Source organism: uncultured Microbacterium sp. (assembly GCF_913776565.1).
GTDB lineage: Bacteria > Actinomycetota > Actinomycetes > Actinomycetales > Microbacteriaceae > Microbacterium.
Window position 1 is genome coordinate 19658 of sequence record NZ_CAJYPF010000246.1, and the last position, 14624, is coordinate 34281.

Sequence of the window (14624 nt, forward strand, 5' to 3'; positions counted from 1 at the left end):
CCGTGTCGGAGCCCCCGGATAGGCTGGCCGGGTGAAGATCGCTCGGTTCAGCCACCAGGACGCCCTCCGCTACGGCATCGTCGACGACGACCACCTCGTCGTTCTCGAGGGCGACCCCATGTTCGCCGGATTCGACACGACCGGTGAGCGCATCCCGCTCTCCGAGGTCGCGTTGCTGGCGCCCGTCATCCCACGCTCCAAGGTCGTCTGCATCGGCAAGAACTACCGCGATCACGCCGCCGAGATGGGCGGCGAGGCCCCCGACGAGCCGCTGATGTTCCTCAAGCCGAACACCTCGGTGATCGGTCCGAACGACGCGATCGTGCGTCCCACGCGCCTCAGCGAGCAGACCGACTACGAGGGGGAGCTCGCCGTCGTCATCGGACGCATCGCCAAGAACGTCCCGGCCGAGCGCGCGGGCGAGTACATCTTCGGCTACACCGTCGCCAACGACGTCACCGCGCGCGACCTGCAGCGCAGCGACGGCCAGTGGTCGCGCGCAAAGGGTTTCGACACGTTCTGCCCGGTCGGACCCGTCATCGAGACGGACCTCGACCTCGGCACGGCCCGCATCGTCACCCGGGTGAACGGCGAGGTCCGCCAGGACGGACCCGTCTCCGACATGGTCCACGACATCCCCGCCCTCGTCGCGTACGCGAGCGCGGTGTTCACCCTCTTGCCGGGGGACCTGATCCTCACCGGCACCCCGGCCGGTATCGGTTCGTTCGGCGCGGGCGACGTCGTCGAGGTCGAGATCGACGGCATCGGGGTGCTGCGCAACACCGCGCGCGATGCCTGACCTCGTCGCGCCGGCGGGCGTCGACCTCGTCGCCACACAGCGCCGCACCGTGCGCGTGCTGGCGGCGGGTCAGGTGCTCACCGGCGTGGCCTTCGGTGCGACGCTGTCGCTCGGCGCCCTGCTCGCCGCGGACCTCTCGGGGAACGAGGCGCTCTCGGGATTCGCGACCGCCGCCGTCACGCTGGGTGCGGCGCTCACCGCGATTCCGCTGGCGCGCTTGGCCGGTCGACGGGGTCGGCGGTTCGCGCTCACGACGGGGAATCTCGCCGCCCTCGTCGGTATCGTCGTCGTCATCGCGGCCGCGGCGACCCGCCTGTTCCCGCTGCTGCTCGCCGGAATCGCGCTCATCGGCGCCGGCAACGCGGGAACCCTCCAGTCCCGGTTCGCCGCGACCGATCTGGCGCCCACCGCGCGGCGCGGGCGCGACCTGGCGACGGTCGTGTGGGCCACCACGGTCGGAGGCGTGGTCGGTCCGCTGCTCCTGGCTCCGGGCGAACTCCTCGGAGCCGGCATCGGGATGCCGCGCCTCACCGGCGCGTACCTCTTCTCGTTCGCCGCGCAGGCGTGCGCCTTCGCGCTGTACACGTTCGTGCTGCGGCCCGACCCCCTGCTGCTCGCCCAGCGCCTGGACCGGGAGGGCACGGCATCCACCCCCGTCGCTGTGCACGCCGATCGTCCTGCGCTCGCGCGGTTCGCGATGTTCGCCGTTGCCGCGTCCCACGTCACGATGGCCTCGGTGATGGCGATGACGCCGGTGCACCTGTCGCACATCGTGGCCCCGGATGCCGTGACCGCCACCGTCGGCGTCACGATCGCACTGCACGTCTTCGGCATGTACGGACTCTCGCCCGTCTTCGGTCTGCTCGCGGACCGATGGGGACGCGTGTCCGTCATCGTGCTCGGGCAGGTGCTGCTGGTGATCTCGCTCGTCGTCGCCGCGGTTTTCGCGGACGCGCAGGCCGGGGTGCTCGTGGCGCTGGTGCTGCTGGGTTTGGGATGGAGCGCAGCGACGGTGGCCGGGTCGGCGCTGCTGACCGAGGCGACGCCGCTGGCCGCCCGGCCGCGTCGGCAGGGTCGCAGCGACACGCTGATGACCGCGTGCGCCGCGGCCGGGTCGGTGCTCGCCGGGATCATCCTCGGCCTCGCGGGATACGCGGGCCTCGCGCTGTGGGCGCTCGTCCCGGTAGCGGTGGTGTGCCTCGGCGCGGCAGCGGTCGCCCGCGCGTCACTTCCGGTCACCCGCGCCTAGGCGATTCGCGCCACGGCAGTCCGGCGAGAGGTGGGTGCGCCTCAGATCGCGTAGACCAGGCCGTCGAAGGCCGACAGGTCGTCCCCGCCGCGCACGCCGAGCGCGTGGAGGGCGCGGTCGACGTCCAGTTCGTCGTTGAACACGTGGAAGGCCACCCGCGCCCGCCCGGCGCGACCCGACGCCGTGATCCCGTGGGCGGTGAGCTGAGCGAGGGCTTCGCCCGTGGCATCCGGCCAGGTGACGATGGCCGAGGGGCGGTCGGGGTGAGCCAGGCCGAGACCGTCGCGGAAGCGAGCGGCCAGAGCCGTGGTGTGCGCGTAGGTCGCGGTGATGTCGGCATCGGCGAACAGGGCCAGGGCGGGGGCCGCCCCGATGAACGCCTGCCATGCCGGCGACACGTCGAATCGACGCGCGTCCGACGCGAGCACGCCGCCCGTGCCGTAGCAGGACGACCACGGGTCGTCGCCGCTGTACCAGCCGGCCTGCACGGGCCGGATCTCGCGCGCGAACGCGGCCGAGACGGTCAGGAACGACACGCCCCGCGGGCAGCACAACCACTTGTAGGCATGGCATACGGTGGCGTCGAACATCGTCGCGTCGACGGGCAGCCATCCGGCGGCCTGGGTCAGGTCGACGAGGGTGCGGGCTCCGGCCCGAGCGGCGGCGGCGGCGATGCGCATCGCGTCGGCCACCTCGCCGGTCGCCGACTGCACGAGCGAGAACGCGACGAGCCAGGTGTCGGGCGACACCGCGTCGGCGAGCTCGTGCAGGGGAGCGGTACGCAGGCGGATGCCGCGCCCGGCGTGCGCGAACGGCGCCACGAGCGACGAGAAGTCCCCTTCGGCGCACAGCACCTCGGCGCCGTCGGGGACCGAGGCGGCGATGAGCGCGACCTGCACGGACGTCTGCGAGCCGATCGCGACGTCGCCGACCGGTGCGCTGACGAGGCGGGCGTACGACGCCCGCGCCTCTTCGACGGCCTGCGAGGCCGCCACGACGTCGGGTCGACCGGATGCCGCGGCCTCGAGGTCGGCGCGGACGGCGCGGACCGTCGCTCGGGACGGCAGGCCGAGGGTGCAGGCGGCGAGGTAGTCGCGGCCGCCGGCGAAGTGCGTGGCGAGGCTGCTCATGGAACCAGGGTCTCGCCCTCACGTGTATTGCACTAGAGCAGGTGTTGCATGAGATGCATTCGATCTGCTTATGTGTGGGCGTGAGCGAAACGGAAGACGGGCTCGACGCCCACGGCCTGCGCGTCGTCAAGGCGATCGCCGACACCGGCTCGATCACCGCCGCCGCCCGCGCCCTGGGCTACAGCCAACCCGCGGTGAGTCAGCAACTGCGGCGACTGGAACAGCGCGCCGGGCTGCCGATCGTCGAGCGCATCGGTCGCGGCGTCCGACTGACCGAGGCCGGACGCGTCCTCGCGCGCCACGCCGCGACCGTCACCACCGCGCTCGACGCCGCCGCCGGCGACCTCGCCGAACTGCGGGGCCTGCGCGCCGGTCGCGTGCGCATCGCGGCATTCCCCTCGGCCTCGTCGACCGTCGTGCCGCGCGTGATCGCGGCCGTGACCGCCCGTCGGCCCGGCGTCTCGATCAGCTTCGTCGAGGCGGAGCCGCCCGAGGCGATCGCCGCCGTGCGCGAGGACCGCGCCGACATCGCCCTCATCTACAGCTACCCCGGCGATCGCCGCGAACAGCTGACGCAGGCGGCCGCGGGGCTGTCGGTGCGCCACCTCGCGGACGACGACACGGTCGTCGTGGTCCCCGCGGAGCACCCCGCGGCATCCCACGATCCCATCGACCTGTCGCAATTGGCGGGGGAGCGCTGGATCGCCGGGTGCCCGCAGTGCCGGGGTCACCTGCTCGAGGCGTGCGGGCGCGCCGGTTTCACGCCCGACATCGCCTTCGAGACCGACAACTACATCGCCGTCGAGAACCTGGTCGCCCTCGGCGTCGGGATGGCGATCCTGCCGCGGATGGCCGTGGCATCCCTGCCCCTTCCGGCGGGGATCGCGGCGCCGCGCCTGCCCGCCGCCGAGTCGCGCACGCTGCATGTGGTCACCGCCCGCGGAGCCGAGCACGTCCCCGCCGTCGGCGCCGCCCTCGACGTGGTCGGCGACGTGCTGGCCGACCACGGGCGTGTCGGCGCCCGCCGGTAGGATCGAGGGGATGTCTGCCACGCCCGATCCCCGCACCACGACCGCCTCCGGCGCCGACGTTCGCGTCCGGTTCTGCCCGTCACCGACGGGCCTGCCGCACGTCGGCCTGATCCGCACCGTCCTGTTCAACTGGGCGTACGCCCGGCACAACGGCGGAAAGCTCGTCTTCCGCATCGAAGACACCGACGCCGCGCGCGACAGCGAAGAGAGCTACCAGCAGCTCCTCGACGCCCTGCGGTGGATGAACATCGACTGGGACGAGGGCGTCGAGGTCGGCGGCCCCCACGCTCCCTACCGTCAGTCGCAGCGGCACGACCTCTACCGCGAGGTGCTCGACAAGCTCGTCGCCGCAGGTGCCGTGTACGAGAGCTATTCGACCGCCGAAGAGATCGACGCCCGCAACGAGGCGAACGGTCGCGCCAAGCAGCTCGGCTACGACAACTTCGACCGCGACCTCACCGACGAGCAGAAGGCCGCGTTCCGCGCCGAGGGACGCCAGCCCGCCTGGCGCCTGCGCGTGCCCGACCACGACCTCACCTACGTCGACCTCATCCGCGGCGAGGTCACCTTCCCGGCCGGATCGTTCCCCGACTTCGTGCTCGTGCGCGCCGGGGGAGTGCCGCTCTACCCGTTCGTGAATCCGGTCGACGACGCCCTGATGGGCATCACCCACGTCATCCGCGGCGAAGACCTCATGCCCTCCACGGCCCGCCAGCTCGCGCTGTACTCGGCTCTGGTGGATGCCGGCATCACCACGTTCATCCCGCGCTTCGGACACATGCCCCTCGTCCTCGGCGAGACCGGCAACAAGAAGCTGTCCAAGCGCGACCCGCAGGCCGACCTGTTCCTGCAGCGCGAGAAGGGCTTCATCCACGAGGGACTCCTCAACTACCTGTCGCTGCTCGGCTGGTCGCTCACGAGCGATCGCGACGTGTTCTCGCTCGACGAGATGATCGCCGCCTTCGACATCGCCGACGTCAATCCCAACCCGGCGCGCTTCGACCAGAAGAAGGCCGAGGCGATCAACGGCGACCACATCCGCATGCTGGATGCCGACGACTTCGCCGCTCGGATCGTCCCCTACCTCGCGGGTGCCGGTCTGATCGCCGAGCAGCCCTCGGACGCGCACCGCGCGATCATCGCGCAGGCCGCGCCCCTCGTGCAGGAGCGCGTACAGCTGCTCGGCGAGGTCCCGGGCATGCTCGGCTTCCTGTTCGTCTCGGACGTGACGTACGCCGAGGACGCGCTCAAGGGGCTGCCCGCGAACGCCGCCGAGGTGCTCACGGCATCCATCCGTGCGCTGGAGGGCGTCGACGACTTCAGCGCCGCGGGCGTTCAGGCCGCCCTGTCGACCGCACTGGTGGACGAGCTCGGCCTCAAGCCCCGCGTCGCCTACGGTCCGCCGCGCGTCGCGCTGACCGGGCGTCGCGTGTCGCCGCCCCTGTTCGAGTCGATGGAGCTGCTCGGCAAGGCCGAGACCCTGCGCCGCCTCGACGCGCTGGTGCGGCACCTGGGCTGACGGTTCCGTCGTGATCCCCGTCTCTCCGTGTGGAGGGCGGGGATCGCGTTTTCCGGCGCGGAGGTGGCGGGTGCGGGACGCGCCCGGGACGCGCGGACCGGGTCGCCGGTTTTGCGCTCGGGCCCGTCTCGCGTAAGCTTGATCCTCGGCACGAGTTACGGCTCGAAGCCATTGGGGTATGGTGTAATTGGCAACACGGCGGTTTCTGGTTCCGTTGTTCTTGGTTCGAGTCCAGGTACCCCAGCTTGAGAAAAGCCCCGGTGATCGATCAGATCGCCGGGGCTTTCGCCTTGTCCGCGCCGGACGCCGATCAGCGCGCAGTCGGGTCCCCCGGGCGCGGAGCGCCGTCGTCCTTCCCCCGCGCGGATGTGCCGCAAGAGCGGTGAGCAGCGACGAATCGCCGCCGGGGGAGCCGGGTGAGGCCGAACGGGCGCAGAATGCCTGCATGGGACTTTTCACGCAGCGACCCGAGGAGCCGAGCGAGTGGGCGGGACTGCCGGGCGAGCCCGTGCGGCCGCGCTCGCGCGCCGAGGAGCTTCCGGACGACGCGGCCCCCGAGGCTTCACCGGTGAGTCTGCTCGGCCTCGTGGACGCTCCGGTCACCTCGGTGCAGGTTCCCCTGCAGAGCGCTGAACCGCAGGGGTCCGCGGACTGACCCGCGTTCCGACCGGCCCCGCGCCGTGGTCGGGGACCGCACGCTGACCCGCGTCTCGACCGCCCCCGCGTCCCGACTGGGTGGGGGTGCGCGTCGACGGTTCGCCCATCGATGTGGTGCCGTGACGGCGGTGCGCCGAGGCCGGGGCGTGGCGCCGCGGTACGATCCGAGACCGAACGGCATCCGCCCACGTTCCGAGAGAAGGTCCCGATGAAACGCGCTCTCGTCTTGCCCGTGGTCGCGGCCGTCGCGATGGCGCTCGTCCTCACCGGCTGCGCGCCCGAGACGTCGTCGTCCCCGTCGACGGAGGCACCCTCCGCCGCGGCCCCGAGCTCGTCGCCGTCAGCGATCGAGGGGGCCCTTCCGCCGACCTTCGTCGCCCCGGACGCTCTCGAGGGCACCGACGTGAAGGTGGTGCAGGGCACGGCCCTGGTGCTGACCGTCCCCGACGCCAGCGAGGCCGAGTGGACGGGGACGACCGCCGACGTCGCGATCGCGGAGTTCTCGCCCGGCGGGCCGTCCGAGGGGGCGGTGTTCCGCCCCGGGTTCCTCGTCCGCGAGGTCGGCAGCACGGCCGCGACCCTCACCGGCGCCGACGGCAAGACGATCTCGTTCACCATCACCGTCGTGCCGTACTGACGCCGACCTCCCGGGCGTCAGCCGCGCCGCCGGCGTCGAACGAGCAGCGCCACGAACACCGGCACACCGACCAGTGCCGTGCCGACGCCCACCGGCAGGGGAGTGGGGGCGAAGAGCGTGCGGGTGGCGGCATCCACCCAAACCATGAACACGGCGCCGACCAGGGCCGACAGCGGCACCACGCGAGAGTGACGGGGGCCGACGACGAGTCGCACCGCGTGCGGAACGACGAGGCCCACGAACCCCACCGCACCCACCGCGCTGACGAGCGCCGCCGTCATGAGCGCGGTGACCACGAGCAGGGTGCCGCGCAGGCGTGCCACGGGGATGCCGAGCGAGGCGGCGACGTCGTCACCGAAGGCGAAGGCGTCGAGCGCGCGCGCGGACAGCAGGCACACGGCCCCGCCCACCGCGACGACGGCGGCGCACAGGGCCACCTTGTCCCACCGCATACCCTCGAGCGAGCCGAGCAGCCAGAACATCACCCCGCGCGTCTCGTCGCTGTCGGCCGCCGCGAACACCACGAGCGAGGTGATCGCCGAGAAGAACTGCGTCCCCGCGACGCCGGCGAGCACCACGCCCGCCGTCCCCGCCGAGGTGAAGCGCGAGAGCAGCAGGACGAGTCCGAACGCGAACACGGCGCCGACGAACGCTCCGCCCGACAGGCCGAGGACGCCGCCGCCCAGGCCCAGGACGCCGATGACGACCGCGCCCGTCGAGGCCCCCGACGACACGCCGAGCACGAAAGGCTCGGCGAGCGGGTTGCGCAGCAGTGACTGCATCACCACGCCGCAGAGGGCCAGTCCCGCCCCGGCGCAGGCGGCGACGAGGGCGCGAGGAAGGCGTTCCTCCCACACGATCGCGTTCTTCGCGGTCTTCACGGGGATGTCGGCGAGCCCCAGGTGATTGGCCACGATGTCGCGCACGTTGACCAGGGAGACGTCGGCGGGACCGAGCGTCACGGCGACGGCGACCGACGCGACCAGCAGCACGATCGCCGCGATCACCGCCCCGGCGCCGACGGCGCGTCCGCGGGTGCGGACCCGCGCCACGACCGCGGCGCTCAGAGCGCGCTCCCGTTCTCGTCCCACCACGCGCGGATCTTCTCGAGCGCGTCGACGAAGCGGATCGACGGGTTGAGCTCGGCCCCGTGCAGGGCGATGTAGCGCCCGTTCTGCACGGCCGACATCGTGCGCGTGAGCGGGTCGCTCTCGAGGAAGGCGATCTTGTCGTCCAGGCGGTCACCGGGGAAGCGGTCGCGCTGCAGGTCGCCGAGCACCAGCACGTCGGGATCGGCCGCGACCATGCTCTCCCAGCCCACCGCGGGCCAGTCGTCGGTCTGCTGCGCGAAGACGTTGGTCATTCCGGTGGCGGATGCCAGCAGCCCGGCGTTCGAGAACCCACCGGCGACGTAGGGGGTCTTGGTGTCGGCGAACCAGAACGTCACGGTCCGCCCGCCGAAGTCGACCCCCTCGGTCGCGGTGGCGGCGCGCTGCTGCAGAGAGGCGACGAGCGCCTCGCCCCGGTCCGCGACGTCGAAGATGCGCGCGAGGTCGCGGATCTCGCCGTAGAGCACGTCGACGGTCAGCGGGGCCGTCCGGGTGCCCCCGGCGTTGACGCTCACGTCGCCGTCGCAGTCCGTGGGCGAGAGATAGGTGGGGATGCCGGTCTCCGCGAAGCGGTCGCGCGTCGCGACGCCGCCCTGTGCGAAGTGCCGACCGAACGAGGCGGTGACGAAGTCGGGATCGGCACCCAGAACGACCTCGTAGGTCGGCGCGTTGTCGGCGAGGCGGGGGACGGTGGCGTTCGCCTCGGCCAGCGAGTCGAGGATCGGGTCGGTCCACGACGCCGTGCCCACGAGGCGATCCTCGAGGCCGAGCGAGAGCAGGATCTCGGTGGAGTCCTGGTCGAGCGAGACGACCCGAGCCGGGGGAGCGTCGACGGTGACCTGCCGTCCGCAGTCGGTGATCGTGAGCGGATAGGCGGTGCGTCCCTCGCCCCCGGTCGAGCTCGTCGCGGCGGGCACGGCCTCGGAGGCGCCGCACCCGGCGAGAAGGGCGCCGACGGCGGCGAGGACGAGGGGCAGGGCGAGGGCGCGGGCGCGTGGCATCTGGGATCTTCCTTCGGGGCGGGCGGGGGAGTTTGCTTAGGTAAGGGTAACCTCACTTCTCCTGCCACTCGGGCGTGTCCGCCTCGATGCCTACGCGGCAAACAATGTGTTGCCCTCTGTGGTTTCGTGTTGTACTGTGTGGGAATCTTCGAAGGAGATCCCGTGTACGCAATGGAGCGCCAGCAGCTCATCGAGCGCGAACTGCGCGATGTCGGACGCGTCAGCGTCGTCGACCTCGCCAGACGCTTCGACGTGACGACCGAGACGGTGCGCCGCGATCTCGACCGCCTCGAGAGCCTCGGATCCCTTCGCCGCGTCCACGGCGGCGCCGTCGACATCGGTCGCGCCAGCACGGCCGAGTCGCCGCTCACCGAACGTCGCGAGCGTCACGGAGACGCCAAGCGCGCCATCGCCTCCTCCGCCGTCGCGCTGCTCGGCCACGACTTCCGCGGCTCGATTTTCGTCGATGCGGGCACCACCGCCGCGGCCGTCGCCGCCCTGCTGCCCGAGGCGCTCGGCGCGGGCATCGGCGGTGTCGAGGTCGTCACCCACTCGCTCGAGGCCGCCCACGTCCTCTCGGGCGAGGAGCGGCTCTCGCTCACCACCATCGGGGGCCGCGTCCGCGGCGTCACCGCCGCCGCCGTCGGCGCCCACACCGTGCGCACGATCGCCCAGTTGCGCCCCGACATCGCGTTCGTCGGCACCAACGGCGTGAGCGCCGGTTTCGGCCTCAGCACCCCCGACCCCGACGAAGCCGCCGTCAAGGCCGCGATCATCCAGTCGGCCCGTCGCGTCGTCCTCGTCGCCGACGCCGCCAAATTCGGAGAGGAACTGCTCGTGCGCTTCGCCCAGCTCGACGAGATCGACGTTCTCGTGACCGACGCGGCCCCGCCCGCCGACCTGGCCGAGGCTCTCGCCGACGCCGACATCGAGGTGCGCGTCGCATGATCGTCACCCTGACCGCCAACCCCTCGGCCGACCGCGCCGTCGTCCTGCCCGACGCACTCGTCGTCGGCGAGGTGCAGCGCGCGCTGTCCTCTCGCGAGGATGCCGGGGGCAAGGGCGTCAACGTCGCTCGCGTCGTGACCGCCGCCGGTGCCGCCGCTCGAGCGGTCGTTCCCGTGAACGCTCATGACCCGTACCGCCTGCTGCTCGAGGACACGGGGATCGCCCTCGACCTCGTCGAGGTCGCCGGGCGCGCCCGGGCGAACCTCACCATCACCGATCCGACGGGTGAGACGACCAAGCTCAACCTGCCGGGCGCCGAACTGTCGCCCGCCGAGGTCGAAGCCCTGACGGCCGGCGTCGTCGCGGCAGCCGAGGGGGCCACCTGGCTCGTCTTGGCCGGATCGCTGCCTCCCAGGGTTCCCGCCACCTTCTACGCCGACCTCATCGTCGCCGTGCGCGAGCGCTGGGGCGCCCACGCCCCGCTCATCGCGGTCGACGCGTCCGGTGAGGCCCTCGCCGCGGTCGTGGCGACGGCCCGGCCCGACCTCATCAAGCCGAACCACGAAGAGCTCGCCGAGCTCGTCGGCGAGGACCACGCGACCGACGCCGACACCCTCGCCGACGCCGCGCGTCGCGCGACCGCCCTGGTGCCCGACCGCGTGGCATCCGCTCTCGTGACCCTCGGTGCGGACGGCGCGCTGCTGTTCACCGCCGAGGGAGCCTGGCGCGGACGTGCCCCGAAGATCCAGGTGGCCAGCACGGTCGGCGCGGGCGACAGCTCGCTCGCCGGCTACCTGCTGGCCGCCGTCGAGGGGGCTGCGGCCCCCGACCGCCTCGCGCGCAGCATCGCCTACGGCGCCGCCGCCGCGACCCTGCCGGGGACTCAGGCCCCGACACCGGCCGATCTGCCCGCGGGCCCGATCGCCGTTTCCGCCTTCGCCACCCCTATCGCTACATCCTGACCACGAAAGGTCACCGACAATGTCCGACATCATCACTCCGGAGCTCGTCACCCTCGACGTGTCCCTGGGCACCGACAAGCAGTCGGTGATCCGCGCCCTCGCCGAGCGCGTCGTCGCGCAAGGCCGCGCCCGAAGCGCACAGGAGCTCTTCGACGACGCGTGGGCCCGCGAGCAGAAGGACGAGACCGGCCTGCCCGGCGGCATCGGCATCCCGCACGCGCGCAGCGCGTCGGTCACCGAGCCGACCCTCGCCTTCGCCCGCCTGGCCCCGGGCGTCGACTTCGGCGCCCCCGACGGCCCCGCCGACATCGTGTTCCTCATCGCCGCGCCCGAGGGCGCCGACGAGGCCCACCTGTCGGTGCTGTCGCAGCTGGCCCGCAGCCTCATGAAGGACGACTTCACCGGCGGCCTGCGCCGTGCCTCGTCGAACGCCGAGGCCGTCCGTATCATCACGGATGCCATCGCTCCGGCCGCCGAGCCGACGGTCGCGGAGGCCGCGGCCCCGGTCGCCGCCACCCGCGCCGAGGCTCGCTCGACTACCGCGACGAAGACGAAGAAGATCGTCGCCGTCACCGCGTGCGCCACCGGCATCGCCCACACCTTCATGGCGGCCGACGCCCTGACCGCGGCGGGTGCCGAGACCGACGGCGTCGAGCTGATCGTCGAGCCGCAGGGCTCAAGCGGATACAAGGCCCTGCCGCAGAGCGTGATCGACGACGCCGACGCCGTGATCTTCGCCGTCGACGTCGACGTCCGCGAACCCCAGCGCTTCGCGGGCAAGCCGGTCGTCCGCGCCGGGGTCAAGCGCGGCATCGAGCAGCCGAAGCAGCTCATCGCCGAAGCCCTCGCCGCGAGCGAGAACCCGAACGCCGCCCGCGTGCAGGGCGGTGCCGCGGCGGCATCCGCCTCGGACGCCCCCGTCGCGCAGCAGTCCGTGGGTCGCCGCATCCAGCGCTGGCTGCTGACCGGTGTCAGCTACATGATCCCGTTCGTCGCGGGCGGCGGTCTGCTCATCGCCCTCGGCTTCCTGCTCGGCGGCTATCAGGTCACGCAGAACGCGGCCAACGTCATCATCCAGAACTCGCTGTGGGACCTGCCCACCGACGGCATCACCTCGCCGCTCGGTCCCGTGGGTCAATACCTCGGCTCGGTCGCCTTCATGATCGGTGCGACGTCGATGGGCTTCATCGTCGCCGTGCTCGCGGGATTCATCGCCTACGCGATCGCCGACCGCCCCGGTATCGCGCCCGGTTTCGTCGCCGGCGCCGTCGCGGTGCTCATGAACGCCGGCTTCATCGGCGGCATCATCGGTGGTCTGCTGGCCGGATTCATCGCCTGGTGGCTCGGCCGTTTCGACGCCCCCCGGTGGCTGCGCGGCCTCATGCCGGTCGTGATCGTGCCCTTCCTCGGCTCGATCTTCGCCTCGGGCCTGATGATCCTCTTCCTCGGTCGTCCCATCGCTGCCCTCATGACGGCACTCACCGACGGCCTCACGGGCCTCGCCTCCAGCGGCGCCGGCGCGATCGTGCTGGGCATCATCCTCGGTCTCATGATGTGCTTCGACCTCGGTGGACCGGTCAACAAGGTCGCCTACGTCTTCGCCACCACGGGCCTTGCCGCGGCGAGCCAGACCAACACCGCCCCGTACCTCATCATGGCCGCGGTCATGGCCGCCGGCATGGTGCCCCCGCTCGCGATGGCCCTCGCCTCGACGATCCTGGCGCGTGGCAAGTTCACCCCGGTGGAGCGCGAGAACGGTGCGGCGGCCTGGCTGCTGGGCGCCTCGTTCATCTCCGAGGGCGCGATCCCGTTCGCCGCGGCCGACCCGCTGCGCGTCATCCCCGCCTCGATGGTGGGCGGTGCGATCACGGGTGGACTGAGCATGCTGATCGGAGTGCAGTCCTACGCCCCGCACGGCGGCATCTTCGTGCTGTTCGCCATCAACCCGGTGTGGGGTTTCCCCCTCGCGATCATTGTGGGTACGGTCGTGACGGCGCTGATCGTCGTCGCCCTCAAGGGCATCGGCCGGAGCACCAAGGACGCCGCCGTCACCGAGGCCGCTCCCGTGGCCACGGTCGCCGCGTAAACACCCCCGTCGAATCGGAAGGATTCACCATGGCAGAACGTCAGGCCACCATCGCCAGCAGCTCGGGACTCCACGCCCGCCCCGCGAAGCTCTTCGTGCAGGCCGTGCAGGAGAAGAAGGTGCCCGTCACCATCGCCGCCCAGGGCGGACCCGATCTCAACGCCGGCAGCATCCTGTCGCTGATGGGCCTGGGTGCCGGTCACGGCACGGTCGTGACGCTCAAGGCCGAGGGCGAGGGCGCCGAGCAGGCGCTCGACGAGCTGGTCGCTCTGCTCGAGACCGACCTCGACGCGCAGTAAGCGCCTCTTCTCAGAACACCGGATGCCACGGGCCCAGGGCTCGTGGCATCCGGTGTCTCGTCTTCCGGGTGGCGTGCGTCGCGGAGATGCCGCGCGCGCCGGGACGCTGGCGCGCGGGACGGGACGGTGTCGCGCGCGGGACGGGACGGTGCCGCGCGGGACGGGACGGTGTCGCGCGCGTCGAGGCGGCGGGGTCTGCCGGGCGAAGCTCCTGAGAATCGCTCGGTGCGGCGCCGCATACGCCGTGGTCACGGACGCCGAGGATCGAACGTCAGGAGTTCCGCCCCGCCGTCGGCCCTAGACCTCGACCGAATCGCCCGGCTTGAGGTCGATGAACGAGCCGCCGTTCTGCTCGACGGCCCACGTCAGTCGCGCGTCGCCCATCTGCTTTCCCGCGACCGACAGCGTCATGTCGTGGGTCGCGAACACGCGCTCGGGCTTGACCGCGAGGACGTAGTCGATCGCGTCGCCGATCTTGAGCCACGGCGCTCCGACGGGGGCGGCGAGGAGGGCGACCTTCTTGTGCTTCGGCACGGCGTAGGAGTCGCCGGGGTAGTAGAGGGCGTCGTTGACGAGGACGCCGACGTTGTCGACCACGGGGATCGACTCGTGGATGACTTCGTGGCGGCCACCGAAGAACTCCAGGTGGAACGGACCGAGGTCGAGGCTGTCGCCCGGGTGCACCACGGTGACGTCGAATCCGGCGGCCGCATTGCGCACGCCCTCGGGACCATAGATCGGCACGGTGGGATGCGCCTTCTGCAGGCGCGTGAGGTGCTCGGGGGTCCAGTGGTCGGCGTGCTCGTGCGTGATGACCACCCCCACCAGCCCGGTGAGGTCTTCGAGGGGCGAGGTGAAGCTGCCCGGATCGATGACGAGCGTGTGCCCGCCTTCGACGACGACGAGAGACGCGTGTTCGTGCTTCGTGAGGCGCATGCTCCGAGTCAACTCCGGGTCGGGGGAGAGCGGCAAGTGCTGGCGGCCCGGGTGAACATCGCCTAACGGGTCTTCCGGTCCGCGCACGTTCGCGGTACGGTGGCCGGACACGCCCGGGATATCGGTGGCTCGGCCCCGATTTTGCGTGCGCGTCATTCGTGGTGCATACTTGAACACGTTGCGACGCGGCCCCATCGTATAGCGGCCTAGTACGCCGCCCTCTCACGGCGGTAACGCGGGTTCGAATCCCGCTGGGGTCAC

Annotated in this window: 14 protein-coding genes and 2 tRNA genes; 12 read left to right on the forward strand and 4 right to left on the reverse strand. The window is 71.9% G+C overall.

All coding sequences use genetic code 11. The annotated features are described in order from the left end of the window. Positions 1-31: 31 nt before the first annotated feature. Positions 32-799: a fumarylacetoacetate hydrolase family protein gene (locus QZ433_RS13655; RefSeq protein WP_295784493.1), complete on the forward strand. Its 768-nt coding sequence runs from the start codon at positions 32-34 to the stop codon at positions 797-799. Further along, a complete protein-coding gene (locus QZ433_RS13660) occupies positions 792-2048 on the forward strand; it encodes an MFS transporter (RefSeq protein WP_295784495.1) in 1257 nt (418 codons plus the stop codon). Before QZ433_RS13655 ends, QZ433_RS13660 begins: the two co-directional genes overlap by 8 nt. Positions 2049-2089: 41 nt before the next feature. Here the strand turns inward: QZ433_RS13660 and QZ433_RS13665 are convergent, their stop codons facing one another. Then, on the reverse strand, positions 2090-3178 hold the full coding sequence (locus QZ433_RS13665) for an aminotransferase class V-fold PLP-dependent enzyme (protein ID WP_295784497.1): 1089 nt from the start codon (positions 3176-3178) through the stop codon (positions 2090-2092). Between the two features lie 80 nt (positions 3179-3258). Here QZ433_RS13665 and QZ433_RS13670 point away from each other — a divergent pair, with 80 nt between their 5' ends. The 5 genes from QZ433_RS13670 to QZ433_RS13690 all read left to right on the forward strand — a co-directional run bounded on the left by QZ433_RS13670 (position 3259) and on the right by QZ433_RS13690 (position 7022). Then, positions 3259-4209: a LysR family transcriptional regulator gene (locus tag QZ433_RS13670; protein ID WP_295784499.1), complete on the forward strand. Its 951-nt coding sequence runs from the start codon at positions 3259-3261 to the stop codon at positions 4207-4209. A gap of 10 nt (positions 4210-4219) precedes the next feature. Further along, positions 4220-5728, forward strand: a complete 1509-nt coding sequence (gene gltX, locus QZ433_RS13675; RefSeq protein WP_295784500.1) for a glutamate--tRNA ligase — start codon at positions 4220-4222, stop codon at positions 5726-5728. Between the two features lie 172 nt (positions 5729-5900). Then, a tRNA-Gln gene (locus QZ433_RS13680) sits at positions 5901-5972 on the forward strand. A 201-nt stretch (positions 5973-6173) separates the two neighbouring features. Then, a complete protein-coding gene (locus QZ433_RS13685; RefSeq protein WP_295784502.1) occupies positions 6174-6383 on the forward strand; it encodes a hypothetical protein in 210 nt (69 codons plus the stop codon). A gap of 210 nt (positions 6384-6593) precedes the next feature. Then, entirely contained in the window at positions 6594-7022 is a 429-nt protein-coding gene (locus tag QZ433_RS13690) for a hypothetical protein (protein ID WP_295784504.1), read from the forward strand. 17 nt (positions 7023-7039) lie between these two features. On the opposite strand, the gene QZ433_RS13695 is transcribed toward QZ433_RS13690, so the two are convergent. Together QZ433_RS13695 and QZ433_RS13700 are read right to left on the reverse strand one after the other, a co-directional pair. After that, entirely contained in the window at positions 7040-8074 is a 1035-nt protein-coding gene (locus QZ433_RS13695; protein WP_295784518.1) for an iron chelate uptake ABC transporter family permease subunit, read from the reverse strand. Positions 8075-8085: 11 nt separating this feature from the next. Continuing rightward, the gene (locus QZ433_RS13700; protein ID WP_295784506.1) at positions 8086-9132 is read right to left on the reverse strand and encodes an ABC transporter substrate-binding protein; all 1047 of its coding nucleotides are present in this window, start codon (positions 9130-9132) and stop codon (positions 8086-8088) included. 162 nt (positions 9133-9294) lie between these two features. On the opposite strand from QZ433_RS13700, the gene QZ433_RS13705 reads away from it, so the two are divergent. Genes QZ433_RS13705 through QZ433_RS13720 form a run of 4 tightly spaced genes read left to right on the forward strand, consistent with a single transcriptional unit; the run spans position 9295 to position 13427 of the window. Next, on the forward strand, positions 9295-10080 hold the full coding sequence (locus QZ433_RS13705; protein WP_295784508.1) for a DeoR/GlpR family DNA-binding transcription regulator: 786 nt from the start codon (positions 9295-9297) through the stop codon (positions 10078-10080). Continuing rightward, complete coding sequence (locus QZ433_RS13710) at positions 10077-11042, forward strand: 1-phosphofructokinase family hexose kinase (protein WP_295784510.1); 966 nt, start codon at positions 10077-10079, stop codon at positions 11040-11042. Before QZ433_RS13705 ends, QZ433_RS13710 begins: the two co-directional genes overlap by 4 nt. 19 nt (positions 11043-11061) lie before the next feature. Then, positions 11062-13128, forward strand: a complete 2067-nt coding sequence (locus QZ433_RS13715) for a fructose-specific PTS transporter subunit EIIC (protein WP_295784512.1) — start codon at positions 11062-11064, stop codon at positions 13126-13128. A gap of 29 nt (positions 13129-13157) precedes the next feature. Next, positions 13158-13427, forward strand: a complete 270-nt coding sequence (locus tag QZ433_RS13720) for an HPr family phosphocarrier protein (RefSeq protein WP_108319101.1) — start codon at positions 13158-13160, stop codon at positions 13425-13427. Positions 13428-13724: 297 nt separating this feature from the next. Here the strand turns inward: QZ433_RS13720 and QZ433_RS13725 are convergent, their stop codons facing one another. Further along, positions 13725-14363, reverse strand: a complete 639-nt coding sequence (locus tag QZ433_RS13725) for an MBL fold metallo-hydrolase (RefSeq protein ID WP_295784516.1) — start codon at positions 14361-14363, stop codon at positions 13725-13727. Between the two features lie 187 nt (positions 14364-14550). Here QZ433_RS13725 and QZ433_RS13730 point away from each other — a divergent pair. After that, a tRNA-Glu gene (locus QZ433_RS13730) sits at positions 14551-14623 on the forward strand. Position 14624 lies beyond the last annotated feature (1 nt).

Coding starts and splice junctions, on each gene's coding strand:
- QZ433_RS13710 (WP_295784510.1), top strand. CDS start 10,077: ATGATCGTCACCCTGACCGCCAACCCCTCGGCCGACCGCGCCGTCGTC.
- QZ433_RS13685 (WP_295784502.1), top strand. CDS start 6,174: ATGGGACTTTTCACGCAGCGACCCGAGGAGCCGAGCGAGTGGGCGGGA.
- QZ433_RS13725 (WP_295784516.1), bottom strand. CDS start 14,363: ATGCGCCTCACGAAGCACGAACACGCGTCTCTCGTCGTCGTCGAAGGC.
- QZ433_RS13700 (WP_295784506.1), bottom strand. CDS start 9,132: ATGCCACGCGCCCGCGCCCTCGCCCTGCCCCTCGTCCTCGCCGCCGTC.
- QZ433_RS13660 (WP_295784495.1), top strand. CDS start 792: ATGCCTGACCTCGTCGCGCCGGCGGGCGTCGACCTCGTCGCCACACAG.
- QZ433_RS13665 (WP_295784497.1), bottom strand. CDS start 3,178: ATGAGCAGCCTCGCCACGCACTTCGCCGGCGGCCGCGACTACCTCGCC.
- gltX (WP_295784500.1), top strand. CDS start 4,220: ATGTCTGCCACGCCCGATCCCCGCACCACGACCGCCTCCGGCGCCGAC.
- QZ433_RS13715 (WP_295784512.1), top strand. CDS start 11,062: ATGTCCGACATCATCACTCCGGAGCTCGTCACCCTCGACGTGTCCCTG.
- QZ433_RS13720 (WP_108319101.1), top strand. CDS start 13,158: ATGGCAGAACGTCAGGCCACCATCGCCAGCAGCTCGGGACTCCACGCC.
- QZ433_RS13690 (WP_295784504.1), top strand. CDS start 6,594: ATGAAACGCGCTCTCGTCTTGCCCGTGGTCGCGGCCGTCGCGATGGCG.